17 protein-coding genes are annotated in these 13,714 nt (G+C 57.1%); 3 read left to right on the top strand and 14 right to left on the bottom strand.

From position 1 onward, the window contains the following. Window positions 1-6: 6 nt before the first annotated feature. The 7 genes from COMA2_RS04485 to pyrR all read right to left on the bottom strand — a co-directional run bounded on the left by COMA2_RS04485 (window position 7) and on the right by pyrR (window position 6,508). A complete protein-coding gene (locus COMA2_RS04485; RefSeq protein ID WP_217490621.1) occupies window positions 7-969 on the bottom strand; it encodes a M48 family metallopeptidase in 963 nt (320 codons plus the stop codon). A gap of 81 nt (window positions 970-1,050) precedes the next feature. Beyond that, window positions 1,051-2,001: a signal peptide peptidase SppA gene (gene sppA / locus COMA2_RS04490; protein WP_090895053.1), complete on the bottom strand. Its 951-nt coding sequence runs from the start codon at window positions 1,999-2,001 to the stop codon at window positions 1,051-1,053. After that, window positions 1,994-3,166 (bottom strand): glutamine-hydrolyzing carbamoyl-phosphate synthase small subunit, encoded by a 1,173-nt coding sequence (carA, locus tag COMA2_RS04495; protein ID WP_090895054.1) that lies wholly within the window; start codon window positions 3,164-3,166, stop codon window positions 1,994-1,996. Before carA ends, sppA begins: the two co-directional genes overlap by 8 nt. Continuing rightward, window positions 3,163-3,684 carry a DUF4149 domain-containing protein gene (locus COMA2_RS04500; protein WP_139077070.1) on the bottom strand — a complete coding sequence of 174 codons (522 nt, stop codon included), beginning with the start codon at window positions 3,682-3,684 and terminating at the stop codon, window positions 3,163-3,165. Before COMA2_RS04500 ends, carA begins: the two co-directional genes overlap by 4 nt. 4 nt (window positions 3,685-3,688) lie before the next feature. Continuing rightward, window positions 3,689-4,975: a dihydroorotase gene (locus COMA2_RS04505; RefSeq protein WP_090895058.1), complete on the bottom strand. Its 1,287-nt coding sequence runs from the start codon at window positions 4,973-4,975 to the stop codon at window positions 3,689-3,691. Window positions 4,976-5,004: 29 nt separating this feature from the next. Continuing rightward, window positions 5,005-5,928: an aspartate carbamoyltransferase catalytic subunit gene (locus COMA2_RS04510; protein ID WP_090895059.1), complete on the bottom strand. Its 924-nt coding sequence runs from the start codon at window positions 5,926-5,928 to the stop codon at window positions 5,005-5,007. A gap of 13 nt (window positions 5,929-5,941) precedes the next feature. Beyond that, window positions 5,942-6,508 (bottom strand): bifunctional pyr operon transcriptional regulator/uracil phosphoribosyltransferase PyrR, encoded by a 567-nt coding sequence (gene pyrR / locus COMA2_RS04515; protein WP_090895061.1) that lies wholly within the window; start codon window positions 6,506-6,508, stop codon window positions 5,942-5,944. 321 nt (window positions 6,509-6,829) lie between these two features. On the opposite strand from pyrR, the gene COMA2_RS04520 reads away from it, so the two are divergent. Beyond that, the gene (locus tag COMA2_RS04520; protein WP_090895063.1) at window positions 6,830-7,711 is read left to right on the top strand and encodes an alpha/beta hydrolase; all 882 of its coding nucleotides are present in this window, start codon (window positions 6,830-6,832) and stop codon (window positions 7,709-7,711) included. Window positions 7,712-7,755: 44 nt separating this feature from the next. Here COMA2_RS04520 and COMA2_RS04525 read toward each other — a convergent pair whose 3' ends face one another. Beyond that, window positions 7,756-8,370, bottom strand: a complete 615-nt coding sequence (locus COMA2_RS04525; protein ID WP_090895065.1) for a YqgE/AlgH family protein — start codon at window positions 8,368-8,370, stop codon at window positions 7,756-7,758. Window positions 8,371-8,587: 217 nt separating this feature from the next. Here COMA2_RS04525 and COMA2_RS04530 point away from each other — a divergent pair, with 217 nt between their 5' ends. Both COMA2_RS04530 and COMA2_RS04535 read left to right on the top strand, forming a co-directional pair. Then, a complete protein-coding gene (locus COMA2_RS04530; RefSeq protein WP_175304389.1) occupies window positions 8,588-9,175 on the top strand; it encodes a tetratricopeptide repeat protein in 588 nt (195 codons plus the stop codon). A 311-nt stretch (window positions 9,176-9,486) separates the two neighbouring features. Next, window positions 9,487-10,023, top strand: coding sequence for a tetratricopeptide repeat protein (locus COMA2_RS04535; RefSeq protein ID WP_175304390.1), 537 nt, complete (start codon window positions 9,487-9,489; stop codon window positions 10,021-10,023). A gap of 48 nt (window positions 10,024-10,071) precedes the next feature. Here the strand turns inward: COMA2_RS04535 and COMA2_RS04540 are convergent, their stop codons facing one another. From COMA2_RS04540 to COMA2_RS04565, 6 genes are all read right to left on the bottom strand, one after another. Next, a complete protein-coding gene (locus COMA2_RS04540) occupies window positions 10,072-10,467 on the bottom strand; it encodes a c-type cytochrome (RefSeq protein ID WP_175304391.1) in 396 nt (131 codons plus the stop codon). Between the two features lie 35 nt (window positions 10,468-10,502). Beyond that, complete coding sequence (gene queC, locus COMA2_RS04545; protein ID WP_090895072.1) at window positions 10,503-11,201, bottom strand: 7-cyano-7-deazaguanine synthase QueC; 699 nt, start codon at window positions 11,199-11,201, stop codon at window positions 10,503-10,505. A 47-nt stretch (window positions 11,202-11,248) separates the two neighbouring features. After that, on the bottom strand, window positions 11,249-11,806 hold the full coding sequence (locus COMA2_RS04550; protein ID WP_090895074.1) for a TraR/DksA family transcriptional regulator: 558 nt from the start codon (window positions 11,804-11,806) through the stop codon (window positions 11,249-11,251). Window positions 11,807-11,917: 111 nt separating this feature from the next. Further along, complete coding sequence (locus tag COMA2_RS04555) at window positions 11,918-12,442, bottom strand: adenine phosphoribosyltransferase (RefSeq protein WP_090895076.1); 525 nt, start codon at window positions 12,440-12,442, stop codon at window positions 11,918-11,920. Window positions 12,443-12,446: 4 nt separating this feature from the next. Further along, window positions 12,447-13,400, bottom strand: a complete 954-nt coding sequence (locus COMA2_RS04560) for a sigma-70 family RNA polymerase sigma factor (protein WP_175304392.1) — start codon at window positions 13,398-13,400, stop codon at window positions 12,447-12,449. Window positions 13,401-13,413: 13 nt separating this feature from the next. Next, a complete protein-coding gene (locus tag COMA2_RS04565) occupies window positions 13,414-13,710 on the bottom strand; it encodes an acylphosphatase (RefSeq protein WP_090895080.1) in 297 nt (98 codons plus the stop codon). Window positions 13,711-13,714 lie beyond the last annotated feature (4 nt).

Here is a 13,714-nt window from a genome sequence, read left to right on the forward strand (position 1 = left end):
GATCGATCAGCTGGACGGAAGCGCGGGACCGATCCGTGGGTGATAGGGGACCGGCGGCACGGACGGAGCATCGCCCTGCGCCGCATGATAATACCTCATGGCCTCCGGCAGCCATGTTTCAATCTGGTTGATCCGCGCCAGATCGGAAGGGTGCGTGGACAAAAACTCCGGGATGTTATGTTTCGATCGAAAACAAACCTTGTCGATCATTTGCCTGGGACACCCGCTCATGCGCTCCCAAAAGGGCACGGCCTCACGAGGGTCGTAGCCGGCCTGCGCCATCAACTTCAGCCCGATATAGTCGGCCTCCGATTCCTGCTTTCTTCCGAAGGGCAGCGAGACGCCGACCCCATAGGCACTCATCGCGGCCATCGCCGCATCCGGGCGTCCGACAGCAGCTCCTGCTGCCAACGCACCGACCTGCCCGATTGTTTCAAGGATGCTTCGGCTATAACGCTCCGCCCCATGGCGCTGGAGCGCGTGCGCCACTTCGTGGCCAATGACGGTCGCCAACCCGTCTTCGTTCTTCGTCAGCGTGAGAATGCCCGTGAACACGGCAACCTTCCCGCCCGGAAGCGCGAACGCGTTGATCATGCGGTCGTCCCTAATAATGGCGAACTCCCACTCGTACTCCGGCTTATTCGCCACCGCCGCAATCCGCTGACCGACTCGGTTGACCATCTCAGTTAGCTCGGGATCGTCACTGACGGGAGCTTTGCGCAGCAACTCACGATAGGCACCGACACCCATCGCGATTTCTTTCTCCTCAGAGATGTAGATGAATTGATCTCGCGCCGTTCCCGGCGCGCGGACACATCCCCCCAGAGTCGCAATCACGGCGGCCGCTGTTCCAAGACACGAAAGATACGTCAATCCCACCATCCCGCGAGCTCCGCTCACAAGCAAGTCACGACGCCGAACGGGCATTGAGAAGAGCAGGTCGATCTTCTGATTTTCCGGCTGTGTCATCTCGAATCTCACGATCAAAGCCGATCATCATGATCTTACCAGTCTCGATGCTCCCCGTCATGCAATAGGCGCCGTCGCCGACTACGGCATCCACATGTACATGAACTGGGGAGTTCCCCCACGCACAACCGTCATGAGATCGAGATCGGCAAGACCGGCGAGCCCGCTCGGCGCCACCAGCTTGGAATAGACGTTGTTCGAATATTCCCCGGGCCGTTGGTACGTCACGACTCGGGCTTCCGTCAGGCCGGCTTTTTTCTTGGCTAATTCAACCGCGTCTTCGAGATAGCCGATCTCGTCGACCAAGCCGGCCTCCTTCGCCTGTTCTCCCGTATAGATTCGTCCATCAGCCAAACGTTTGATCTGTTCCATCTGCAAATTGGAACGCCCTTCCTGCACGATATTCAAAAACCGCTGATAAAACGAATCGATCAGTCCTTGGAAGATGGCCCGTTCTTCGGTCGTCATGGTCCGAAACGGCGAACCCATATCTTTACGTGGCCCCGACGTCACAGCCGTCGCCTCCACGCCCACTTTCTCCAACAGCCCTCGCGCGTTCATGGTGAGCATGATCACACCGATACTGCCGGTCACGGATGAAGGATGCGCCAGCACCCTGTCCGCGGCGGCGGCGATATAGTAGCCCCCTGATGTGCCCAGGTCCATGATGGATGCCACGATGGGGACCTTGCGACTGGCTTTGAACGTTTTCAGTTCGTGATAAATAATGTCCGACGCCGTCACCGTTCCTCCCGGTGTATTGATGCGAAGCACGACCGCTTTGACGTTCTCATCCTTTGCCGCCCGGGTCAGCTGTTCTTTCACGCTTGCAATCATACTGGGCGCGGACCGAAGTCCCTCTTTTTCCTGAGAGCTGATCATCCCGGAAATTTCGATCAGCAGCACTTTTGCTTTGCCGGTCCCGTCGACCTGCGCTTCTTGCAGAGGCCCAGGCCCCGGAAACAGAGGAAAGTTAAACGTGCATCCAGACAGCGCCAGCCCGATTACCCCGATGAGAACACGATTATGCATGATGAGTCTCCATAAGATGCACGAATTCATCGAACAAATAGGCGGCATCATGAGGCCCCGGCGCAGCCTCCGGGTGGTACTGGACCGAGAAAACCGGATGATCCAAACTAGCCATCCCCTCAATCGAGTGGTCATTCAAGCTGACATGGGTGAGGGACAATTTTCCATAGCGCGTATCGATCATGGGCGCGACCTTCGGCACGTCATGAAAAAGCGTGGGACCCTGCACGGCGAAATTATGGTTCTGCGATGTCATTTCAACTTTTCTCGTCCGAAGATCCATCACGGGATGATTCGCTCCATGATGACCGAACTTCAGCTTATAGGTCTTGAGGCCGAAGGCCAAGCCGAGAATCTGATGGCCTAAACAGATGCCAAAGATCGGATAGCGTCCGATCAGTCGTTCCATTGCCTGTGCGGCATAGGGAAGGCCCTCCGGATCGCCAGGTCCATTCGAAAGGAAAATGCCGTCGGGCTTGAGCGCCTCGACTTCAGCAGCTGATGTCGCAGCAGGCACCACCGTAACCCGGCAACCGACATCCACTAATCGTCTCAGAATGTTGTGCTTGATGCCGAAATCATAGGCCACGACCCGCCAAGGCTTGGACGGTCTACGTTCCTTGCCGTTTGCCGACGGCGCCCAATCTCCGGTTCCCGTTGTCCAGTCATATGGATGTGCGCAAGTCACCTCGGCGGCCAAATCTCGACCGATGATGGCGGGAGCTTGCCGAGCTTGCCCCACAGCCCGATCGGGGTCGAGATCTAGATGGGTGATGGTTCCCTGTTGTGACCCATGCTCGCGCAAGTGCCTGGTCAAGGCTCTCGTATCGATACCCTCGATCGCCACAACCCTTGCTTCCACGAGTGATTCCTGAAGAGTCTGCCGGCTTCGCCAGTTACTGGCGAGACGGCTGGCTTCCATCACGACGAACCCTTCCGCCCATGACCGACCGGATTCCACATCTTCAGGTGTCGTCCCATAGTTCCCGATCTGGGGACAGGTCATCGTGATGATCTGCCCCTTATAGGAGGGATCGGTCAGAATTTCCTGATAACCGGTCATGGCCGTATTAAAGACAACTTCTCCAACCGTTTCACCCTCATAACCAAGGGCGCGGCCCTCGAACACAGTTCCGTCTGCCAATGCCAGCAATGCCTTTTTCACGACTGCCTTTTCTTCTGATCGAGTGAATGGGTCACCTTGATTCCGACAAGCACGATCCCCAGGACCAGGTTCGCCATGTACAACGACCGGGTCGGCAACAACACGCGAAAGAATGCCTCCAACGCCGCTTTCCTGGCCGTTTCATCTTTCGTCGCAAACGCCTGAGCCTGGAGCGCCACGGCATTCGGGTGCAAAACCATGATGATGAGCCCGGCTATGAGCACCATGACGGCCAGGACGATCATTTCACTCCGACCGACCTCCACCGCGGGATCCCCGCTCCACCGACGATACCACATGGCGGCGCTGAGGATCACACAAGCTCCAATGACGAAACGGTGGTAGCTTTCAAACGCTCGGGTCAAGAGCATTCCTCCGGCATCCTGCCCTCCAAATGTATTGAACACTGCCGGAATCACCGCTCCACTCAGCACGACCATGCCTCCGACCCAGACAGCCAGCGCGATCCACTCAAGCGTAAGACACCCGACCATCCTCCAACGGAGCAGCCGTCGCACAGCACTACCGCTCCGCCGAGGCGGTCTCGAACACGACCCTGCCACCTACGATGGTGGTATTCACTCGCCCTTTCACCTTCCATCCCACAAACGGTGTGTTACGGCTCTTGGATTGGAACTTGGACGGGTCAACTTCCCACGGTTCTTGCGGATCGATGAGGACGACATCGGCATCCGCGCCGACTGCCAACGTCCCTTTCTTGAGTCCGAATGCCGCAGCCGGAGCCGAGGTCAACTTCTGAATCGCTTGCTCCAGCGACAGGACCCCTTCCTCGACCAATCCCAAGGTCAGCGGCAGTGCCGTCTCGAGGCCGACGATTCCGAACGGGGCCTCGGTGAAATCCTGCTGTTTCTCCTGCGTCGCATGGGGAGCATGGTCGGTCGCAATCACATCGATCGTACCGTCCCGCAAGCCCTCCTTGATCGCCTGGACATCGGCCCAGGTACGCAGCGGGGGATTCATCTTGGCGTGGGTGTTATAGCCGCGCACCAGGTCTTCCGTAAGCGTAAAGTGATGGGGGCAGGCTTCGGCCGTCACGCGGATGCCCCTGGCTTTCGCCTCCCGCACCATGCGAACTGACCCGGTGGTGCTGATGTGGGCGAGATGTAGACGGGCTCCCGTCAGTTCCGAAAGGGAGAGGTTACGGGCCACCATCACATCTTCGGCCGCCGACGGGATCCCCGGCAACCCCAGTTCGGTCGAGATCAAGCCCTCATTCATGCAGCCGCCTTCCGCCAGATGCAGGTCCTCGCAATGGTCGACGACCGTCAGATCAAATGCCAAGGCATATTCCATCGCTCGCCGCATCACCAGGCTGTTCATGACCGGCTTGCCGTCGTCGGAAATCGCCACGCAGCCGGAGCGTCGTAAATCACCGATCTCCGCGAGTTCCTTCCCTTCCGATCCTTTGGTAATAGCCCCGATCGGCAACACATTGGCGAGGCCGGCCAACCTGGCTCGCTCCAGGATAAACTCCGTGACGGCTTGGTTGTCATTCACCGGGTTCGTATTCGGCATGCAACAGACCGTCGTAAATCCACCGGCAACCGCCGCGGCGCTGCCGCTCTGAATCGTTTCCTTATACTCGAATCCCGGTTCCCGAAAGTGGACGTGCACGTCAACGAATCCCGGCACCACCAGCTTTCCCTGGGCTTGAATGGTCCGGCCGCCGACCGGGGCTGAAAGATTCGATCCCAGCGCGGCAATCGTATCGTTCTCAATCAGGACATCAGCGATACCGTCAAACCTACCTGGGTCGATGACGCGACCACCCTTAATCAGAATCGACACGCAACGCTCCTCTCTCCTGAATCGTCGGATTACGAATTCGCTCCGGACATGAGGTACAGGATTCCCATACGCACCGCGACGCCGTTGGCCACCTGATCGAGAATCACCGAGGACAAACTATCGGCGACATCCGGCGCGATCTCCACTCCTCGGTTGATCGGTCCCGGATGCATCACGATCGCGCCGGCGTCGGCCAAACGTACCCGTTCAGCGGTCAAGCCGTAGAGCCGTGAGTACTCCCGGATCGTCGGAAACTGCGCGCGTCCCTGCCGCTCCAGCTGCAGCCGAAGCATCATGATGACGTGCACGCCGCGCAGACCCTCATCCATGTTGTAGTAGACTTTCGCGCCCAGTTTTTCCACATGGCTCGGCATCATCGTCGGCGGTCCCACCAGGTGCACCTCGGCGCCCAGCTTGATGAGCGCATAGATGTTCGATCGGGCTACGCGGCTATGCGACACATCTCCCACGATCGCGACGCGCAGCCCATTGAAATTCATCCCTCGTTGCCGAATCGTGTAGAGATCGAGCAACGCCTGCGTCGGGTGCTCATGCCATCCGTCGCCCGCGTTGATGACGGCTGACTTGACGCCATGCGCCAGCGTTTCGGCGGCACCGGCCGAGGAGTGGCGGAGGACGATGATGTCCGCTTGCATGGCTTCGATGTTCCGGGCGGTATCGAGCAGTGTTTCTCCCTTCACCACGCTGCTGGAGGAGGGAGAAAAGTTGATCACGTCGGCACTGAGCCGCTTGGCCGCCAATTCGAAGGACGTGCGCGTTCTGGTGCTCGGCTCAAAGAAGAGATTCACGACGGTCTTGCCTCGGAGAGCCGGCACTTTTTTGATTTCTCGCCCGGTCACTTCCTTGAAGGAATCCGCCGTCTCCAGGACGAGCATGATCTCATCCACAGACAACGGCGCGAGACTCAGCAGATCTTTGCGCTTGAGGCTCATGGGATCCTCCGCTTCAGGATTTCAAGATGACCACCCGGTCATCTTCCCCATCTTCGTCCAACAGCACCTGCACCTGCTCCTCTCGGGAGGTCGGGAGATTTTTCCCGATGTAATTCGCTTTAATCGGCAGCTGCCGATGACCACGATCGACCAGCACCGCCAGCTGGATCTCCTCCGGACGTCCCAGGTCCATCAGTCCATCCATCGCCGCCCGTATCGTTCGTCCGGTGAATAAGACATCGTCGACCAGCACGACGACTTTATTCGTCATATCGAACGGCACGGAGGTTCTTCTCAAGATCGGTTGATTTTTTCGCAACGCCAAATCGTCACGGTACAAGGTAATATCCAATTCACCGATGGGAACCTGCGCCCCCTCGATGCTCTGGATGCGCTTCACAAGCCGATGCGCGAGATACACGCCACCTGTCCGTATTCCCACCAGGGCCAGATCCCTCACGCCTTTATTCCGCTCCAAAATCTCGTGCGCGATACGCATCATGGCGCGGGAGATATCCCCGGCATCCATGATCAGCTTTTCATCTTTTCGCTCGGTCGGTTTGTTCGTAGGAGTCGTCATGCTCAGGCGATCTATGCGATCAGGTTCTTGTCGAGTCCGGGCATAAAAAAACCTCCTCACAGTACCAGTGTGAGAAGGTCAATTGATCACCGGCCGTGGCCGGACCGAAATTCATGATTGGCTCCTTGCTCACCTCACTGGATGAGCGTTAAAGGTTGTGTCATCCTACTGGAAGACCAAAAACCTGTCAAGGCATTCGAAGCCGGCGCAAGGCGTTTACGAGATCACATCCGAGTTATAGTTCACGAGCCCATGATCTCACTTGCCTATGCCATAGGCGGATGACTTTTGCCTTAGGAAGAACTCAACAACCATATCCAAATGGACGGCCTCACCCACTGGCACTGCAAGATTCTCCTCCTTGGCTTCTTGCTTGCGCTATCCGCCTGCACGCAAGCGGCATTCACAGCGGCCAATCTTCCCACCCGTTTGGTCGAGATGGCCGTCGAGCATGATCAGGTATATGGCCCTGAGCCATCGCAGAAGCTCGACATCTATGTTCCTGCCGATCCCAAGAACAAGCTCATGGATGTCATCGTCTTTTTTTATGGTGGGCGCTGGACCTATGGGGCCAAGGAAGATTATCGGTTTGTCGCTGCGACATTCGTACAGGAGGGCTTTGTTGTCGTCATTCCCGATTACAGAAAGTATCCCCAGGTACGCTTTCCGGTATTCGTCGAAGACGGAGCGAAGACTCTTGCCTGGGTTTCCGATCACATCGGCCGGTGGCACGGCAATCCCGCGCGGATCCATGTAGTGGGGCATTCCGCCGGGGCTCATATCAGCGCGTTGCTCGCGGCTGATCCTCACTACCTTGCCGACGTGGGAAAAGACCGCTCGCTCACCATTCGTTGTTTTGCCGGTCTCGCCGGTCCCTACGCCTTTACTCCGGATGAGCCGGATCTGGAAGATATGTTCGGCCCGCCGTCACATTATCCGAACATGCAGGTCACCACCTTCGTTGACGGCACACAACCACCGATGCTGCTCCTATACGGCGACCAGGATCGCGCGGTGAAGTACGCGAATCTCCAGAAGCTGGAGCAACGCATCATGCAACGAGGCGGCTGTGTGCGATCACGCGTCTATCCGGATACCGATCACACCGATCTAATCGGAGCCCTGTCATGGTGGAATCGACGGAGGATCCCGGTCGTGGATGACATCATACAATTCTTTGATTCATGTCACTCGGCGAGGTGAACACCGGATGGTTTACATTGAAACAGGTGGATTGATCTATCTGTCTATCGCGCAATGGAAATAGTTCTGGGAGCCTGAAGCAGGCTGATGCAGTCCGGCCAGAGTGTGGTTGGGTCCTTGTCGAAGATGTTGAGCGTGCCGGGCCGCAAGACAGCCCATGACCCCTGACGCATCTCATAATCGAGTTGCCCCGGAGCCCACCCGGCAAATCCGGCAAATGCGCGGAAGGCCTCGTTCGGTGTGGGGTTATTCATCACACGTTCCAACACTCTCGGTGTGCCCACATAGATTCCATCGACGATCGGTCGTGTATCGGGCAGGAGCTGCGCGAGTCGGAACAATAGGATCAGCTGTGTTGGCTCGACCGGCCCACCGACAAAGAGTCGATGGGTGGTTCCCTTGAGAATGACGAGATCCGGCAAGGCCTCCGACAAGAGCACATTCGTTGAACGGTTCAGCATGAGGCCGACTGTCCCGCCTCGCCCATGTTCGACAATGAGCAAGACGGTTTGATGGAAATTGGGGTCGTCCAACGAGGGACTCGCAACCAGAAGCACTCCCTTTTCGACCGACGTAACCGAAAACTCTTGCTGGGCCGAAGCCGACACCGCATGGAGGAGGAAGAGGAAGCAGGTCCCCACCAGGAAGGCAGTTCTCATGACGCTCCGCACAACAATAAGAGCCAAGGCTTCACTTAGTGCGCAGGCTAACAAATATCTTTTCTCTTTCGATGAAAGCAACCGGGAATGGAAGGACACAATCGTGATCGTGCGCCGGGTAGCTTTCTCGAGAACGAGATGTGCTAAAGTAGGCGGCTACTTGTCGGGTGGGAACCACCACAATCAGCTGCGGGGTCGTCTCGAAGGAGAAAGGATCATGAAGACCTGCTTGCGATCTATCGTTATAATGACCGCCCTCTGCGCCCTGCCCGGATGCATTGATCCGCCCAAATCTCCCTACGTCAATGTGCACGACACAGTGTCACGGATCGATGAGTTACAGGCGACTGCCGAACAGGGGAGCGCCGAGGATCAGTACCACCTGGGGCTGCGCTATGAGAACGCCTTGCCGAAAGACCACAGAGAAGCCGTTCGGTGGTACCGCATGGCGGCGGCCCAGCGACATGCCGGTGCCTTCTATCGGCTCTGCGTGCTGTCTGACATCGGTCGTGGAATGCCCCAGGATTATCAGGAAGCTCTGCGGTGGTGCCACCTTGCCGCGGACCAGGGGCATGGACCGGCGATGTTCCTAATCGCCACCTATCATGAAAAGGCGCGGGGCGTTCCCAAGGATGTCGTCCAAGCCTACCAGTGGTACAACTTGGCGGCGGCTAACGGGCAGGAAGATGGAGCGAAGTGGCGAGATCGTCTGGCCACGAACATGACACCGACCCAAATAGCCCAAGCACAATTCCTCGCACGGAACTGGAAGCCCAAGGTCCACCACTCAGTTCAGGAACAGTAAACCACGGGCGTCTCCAGCCTGCTCTCCGTATCTGAGACATTCGACCGAGCGGCACGTATTGAAGCTTTCTTATTCCTGCGGCAACGCTGCAATAGGCCACAGGGACGCCATCTGAACGCGTGATCGCCTTCAAGGCTCTCCATCAATCTACCCCTTGCCCATGAGCGGCCCCCTTGAAGTTGCGCCCTGCCGCTGCGTAGGATGTCGGCTTACGGTTCGTTAACCGGCCAGCAGATTGATCATATTCACCATCATTCAGAATGGCTCATCGGCTCCCCTACCAGTGCGTGACTCTCGTAGGATTTCTCTTGGTGTCCTTTCTGACATCAAGTTGCGCCGCCCCCCCCCTTCATCCGCCACAAGCACTCATTGCCGGACCGGCCGTCGGCGAAGTTCTCAAGCAGGCTCAAGCCGGTGATCCCAACGCTCAAAATGAAGTGGGCATACTGTACAGCGAAGGGCGAGGCCTTCCACAAAACTACCTTGAGGCAAAGGATTGGTTCAAAAAGGCCGCTGATCAGGGACATGCAGGCGCTCAAGTCAACCTTGGAACGCTGTATTCGCTCGGGCAAGGCGCACCGTACAGTGACCACATGGCGTTGTTCTGGTTTCAGAAAGCAGCTGAACAACGGAATGCGCTCGCATTTGCCAAACTCGGCATGATGTACGAACGAGGGCGTGGCGTGCCACAGAGCCTCGTTGATGCGCACATGTGGTATAGCCTTTCAACCGCCTATGGTGAGAAACGAGCCGCTGAATCACGCGACACTGTCGCCACGAAGATGACTCGCAGCCAGATTGCCGAATCCGAAGAACGGGCCAAGAAATGGACACCCAAACGACAATGACTAAGCCGGATCGTTCTGGATGATGATGAGGAGGACGAGGTCAAATCGTCAAAAAATACCGGCTTGTTTCTGAAGCCAGCGGATGTACTTCACGATGTGGTCCACATCGGCAGGTTTGACCGCATCGATCTTCGGCATGTCGCCGAACTGCCAATGATGAGCCTTGACTCCGTTGGCCGCCGCTCGCCGAAAGGCTTCATCGCCGTGATGATTCGGCTCATAGACCTTGTGAAGAAAGGGTGGGCCTTGAGTCGTTCCGATTCCCCCGATCCCGTGGCAGAGTGAGCAGTTGGCGTTGAATTTCTGCTCTCCTTCCCGTAATTCCACCGGCGCAGATGCTGCGGTGGCCGTTCCCTTTGGCTCCTCCTGGTGTTGGCTGCACGCCGGTGCGGCGCCAAGAATCAGGACAGTAAGACTCGCCCACAGTATCGGTGATGTTTTCATAGATCGTGACCGCTTATCCAAGTCGGACCATCGGCTCAACATACCGCATACTGAATCGGATCCACAACTCCCGCCTCCGCAAATCCTCGTTTCCGAATCAGACAGCTGTCGCATTGCCCGCAGGCCATCAATCCGATCGGGTCATAACAACTATGCGTAAGATGAAAGGGAACGTTCAGCGTGAGGCCAAGCCTGATGATTTCCGCCTTCGACATCCGAAGCAACGGCGTGCGAATCTCAATGCCCTTACCCTGCATCCCTGCCTTTGTCCCCGCTTGAATCGCCGCCTCCACCGTTTTGATGAATTCCGGTCGGCAGTCGGGATAGCCGGAGTAATCGATCACATTGGCGCCGAAGTAGATAATCGATGCCCCCAGCACTTCCGCGTGAGCCGCCGCCAAGGACAGAAAAATCAGGTTTCGGCCCGGCACGTAGGTCACAGGCACATCCCGGTTCCGTTCCGATACGGTCCGACGCTTTGGTACCGACTGATTGCCTGTTAGGGCCGATCCACCGATCGCCCGTAAATCGACGTCGATCACCACATGCTGGTGAGCTTCCAGAGCCGTCGCCACCTGTCTCGATCGCTCAATCTCGACCGCGTGACGTTGTTGATAGGCAATGGTCAGCAAGTACAGCGCGTATCCCTCGCGCCGTGCGAGAGCTGCCGTTACAGTGGAGTCCAGCCCGCCACTGGCGAGAACGACCGCTCGTTCTGAAATCTGCCCATTCATGAGTAGGGAGGGAACGACGCAGAGTGAAAGGAGAGGAAACTTATGAGCTAGTCGCGATCCTCTTCGCGTTCGATTTTCTCCAGCAATTCCGCTCGAGATTGGCACTCCACGCACAGTTTGGCAAAAGGGACCGCCTGGAGACGCTTCTCGCTGATCTCCACCCCACATTCGGCACAAATCCCGTACGTCCCTTCGTGCAGCCGGGTGATGGCTTCATCGATCGACTGCCGCCGCCGGTTACGCATCTCCATCAAGGAAATACCAAGTTCACGCTCAAGATCCATTAAGGCTTGATCGCCGACATCACGCGCTGACTCGAGACGCCGCTGCTGATCTTCAGTCAAAGACTGCCCCAGACTCTCTTCGATCTCCCTGATGATCTCTTGGCGTTTACTGAGGAGCATTTTATGAAGCACGTCTTGCCGTTGCTCCCGCATCTCTCGCTCTTTTGCCGTCTCCTTGGGCCGTACCGGCGCCGCGATCTCGACCTCGGACGTCGCTTTGGGCGCCGCCCCTGTGGTCGGCGGCTGAGATTTCTTGATCACCGCGTCGGCAGATTTCGTCTTGACCTCGCCCTTTTTCTTTGCCTGTATTTTTGTTGCCATAAGAGAGTACGCTCCAGAAGTAAGTTACGTAGTCAGAGAGCCCGAAAAATCGGGCTTCTATATCACGCCCTGTGCCCCTAGAACAAGAGGTCTTGACGGATGCGCGGACTTCTAGGGATAGGTAATGGTCGAATGGACATCGTGCCCAGCGAGTTTGTCGCGTCCCCTCAAGCTCTTCAGTTCAACCAGAAAGTCGAGCCCGACAATCGTGCCACCAAGCTGACGAACAAGATGGATCGTTGCCTCTGCCGTCCCTCCTGTCGCCAATAGGTCGTCGACGATCAGCACAGGCTCTCCGATTTCGATCGCGTCACGGTGCACGGCTAGGCTGTTCTGCCCATACTCAAGGCTGTATTTCACTTCGTAACAATCAGCCGGAAGTTTTCCAGGCTTTCGAACCGGGACAAATCCGGCCCCGAGACGGGCAGCAAGAATCCCGCCGAAAATAAATCCGCGAGACTCAATTCCGACCACCTTGGTAATCCCTCGATCCTGATACCGAGTCGTCAATTGGTCGGCAAGACTCTGAATCGCGGCAGGATTCTTCAGGAGCGTGGTGATGTCATAAAAGAGAATGCCGGGCTTCGGAAAGTCCGGCACTTCTCGAATGAGAGCCTGATAGTTGACGGTCGTCACGGGATTAGAGCAAGTCTGCCTGTGTCATGGCTTTTCTGCCGATGGTGTTGCGAAGCCGAACCAACGCCGTCATCTCGATCTGTCGGACACGCTCACGAGTCAGTCCCATGGTACGGCCGATTTCTTCGAGCGTCTTCGCCTCCTCTCCGTCGAGCCCGAACCGTGACACAATAACAGTTTGCTCTTTCTCAGGCAACTCCCTTACCCATGCCATCAGTTCCGCCCTCCGCCGAACCCCGTCGGCGGTCTCATCGGGCAAGAGCCCGACCGGATCCTCGATCACATCGCGCAGAAAGGTGTCGGAGCTGTCATTGAGCGGGCTATCGAGCGAGCAGGTCGTGCGCACCAGCTGCTTGAGATCCAACACATCCTCTTCCGATGTCTTCATCTTCGCCGCCACTTCAGCCGCCCTTGGCTCCCGTCCAAGCTCCTGCACCAACTGTTCGACCCGATTCAGATACCGATTGAGGCGCTCCACCACGTGCACAGGAAGGCGCACCAGTTTTCCTTGATTGATGATCGCCCGTTCGATGTACTGCCGAATCCACCAGGATGCATAGGTGCTGAATCGGAATCCCCGTTTGTAATTGAATTTCTCGACTGCTTTGATCAGGCCTAAATTGCCTTCTTCTACGATGTCGGAAAACGGAAACCCCCGGTGCATGTAACGCTTCCCGATACTGATGACCAGCCGCAGATTCGATTCAATCATCAGTTGTCGAGCTTGCTCATCGCCGGCCATGACCCGTTTACCAAGCTGCTGCTCTTGCTTGAAGGTCAGCAGGGTGGATCGGCGGACCTCCCGCAAATAGCTCTTGAGCGTGTCCAGTCCTTCCGATCGACCCGTTTCTCGTTCGCCCCGATCAGCTGCGTTCGCAGGTTCTGAGGCGTCCATGTCATCGGCAGTGTGCCGTCGAGCTTCGCTCAATCCGGACTCCTCGTCATCCTGTCGACTCATGGTTCCTCGTTCTCTAATACCAAATATCGAAGCGTGAATATCGACCGGTCGCGACGCTCCACTCCACATCAATCCTTCCGACATGCGAAGCCGGAGAACCGATTTTCAATTCCCGCAGGAGTGCTTCTATCACCGTTCTTCCACCCTCAACCTCCAGCTCAACCCGACCATCGTCGAGATTGCGAACACCCCCCGACAGACCAAGTTGGACGGCGCTCCGTGCCGCGAACGCGCGAAATCCTACTCCCTGCACACGACCGACCACGAGAATGTGCGCTCGAACCGGCGCTTCATCGGCCGATTGAGTCATGTGG

Origin of the sequence: Candidatus Nitrospira nitrificans, from assembly GCF_001458775.1 — a bacterium.
GTDB lineage: Bacteria > Nitrospirota > Nitrospiria > Nitrospirales > Nitrospiraceae > Nitrospira_D > Nitrospira_D nitrificans.

Bases quoted from the DNA above. Each gene is read 5' to 3' on its own strand.
- pyrR (WP_090895061.1), bottom strand. From the start codon at position 6,508: ATGACGACTCCTACGAACAAACCGACCGAGCGAAAAGATGAAAAGCTG.
- queC (WP_090895072.1), bottom strand. From the start codon at position 11,201: ATGAATGGGCAGATTTCAGAACGAGCGGTCGTTCTCGCCAGTGGCGGG.
- COMA2_RS04525 (WP_090895065.1), bottom strand. From the start codon at position 8,370: ATGAGAACTGCCTTCCTGGTGGGGACCTGCTTCCTCTTCCTCCTCCAT.
- COMA2_RS04540 (WP_175304391.1), bottom strand. From the start codon at position 10,467: ATGAAAACATCACCGATACTGTGGGCGAGTCTTACTGTCCTGATTCTT.
- COMA2_RS04550 (WP_090895074.1), bottom strand. From the start codon at position 11,806: ATGGCAACAAAAATACAGGCAAAGAAAAAGGGCGAGGTCAAGACGAAA.
- COMA2_RS04510 (WP_090895059.1), bottom strand. From the start codon at position 5,928: ATGAGCCTCAAGCGCAAAGATCTGCTGAGTCTCGCGCCGTTGTCTGTG.
- COMA2_RS04520 (WP_090895063.1), top strand. From the start codon at position 6,830: ATGGACGGCCTCACCCACTGGCACTGCAAGATTCTCCTCCTTGGCTTC.
- COMA2_RS04530 (WP_175304389.1), top strand. From the start codon at position 8,588: ATGAAGACCTGCTTGCGATCTATCGTTATAATGACCGCCCTCTGCGCC.
- sppA (WP_090895053.1), bottom strand. From the start codon at position 2,001: ATGCATAATCGTGTTCTCATCGGGGTAATCGGGCTGGCGCTGTCTGGA.
- COMA2_RS04560 (WP_175304392.1), bottom strand. From the start codon at position 13,400: ATGAGTCGACAGGATGACGAGGAGTCCGGATTGAGCGAAGCTCGACGG.
- COMA2_RS04565 (WP_090895080.1), bottom strand. From the start codon at position 13,710: ATGACTCAATCGGCCGATGAAGCGCCGGTTCGAGCGCACATTCTCGTG.
- COMA2_RS04485 (WP_217490621.1), bottom strand. From the start codon at position 969: ATGACACAGCCGGAAAATCAGAAGATCGACCTGCTCTTCTCAATGCCC.